This is a genomic window from Citrobacter sp. R-1.5.2 (assembly GCF_035064245.1).
In the GTDB taxonomy this organism is placed as follows: domain Bacteria; phylum Pseudomonadota; class Gammaproteobacteria; order Enterobacterales; family Enterobacteriaceae; genus Citrobacter.
Genome location: NZ_JASEYC010000118.1, coordinates 1 through 242, shown reverse-complemented (window position 1 = coordinate 242; position 242 = coordinate 1). Strand labels below are relative to the sequence as shown.

Annotated in this window: 1 protein-coding gene; it reads left to right on the top strand. The window is 56.2% G+C overall.

The annotated features are described in order from the left end of the window. On the top strand, positions 1-242 hold a 242-nt coding region (locus QMN38_RS26865; protein ID WP_323606442.1), incomplete at both ends, for a hypothetical protein.

Here is a 242-nt window from a genome sequence, read left to right as displayed (position 1 = left end):
CCTGCCCGACTGGATACGCCACCGCTCAGTCTGATACCGACAGGCCTGGTAGGGCAAACGTCGAACATCGCAATTAGCAGCTACGCTTCGGTCCGCCAGGGACAGCGTATCGCCACTATGGTTGCGAGTTGGGATGCGCCAGTAGATACAAACGGGAAAACCCAGGCAGATATCGTAGCGTATCAGGCACAGTGGAAACGTGGTGATAATGAGTGGATCAATCTTCCCGACACAGGCCTGCG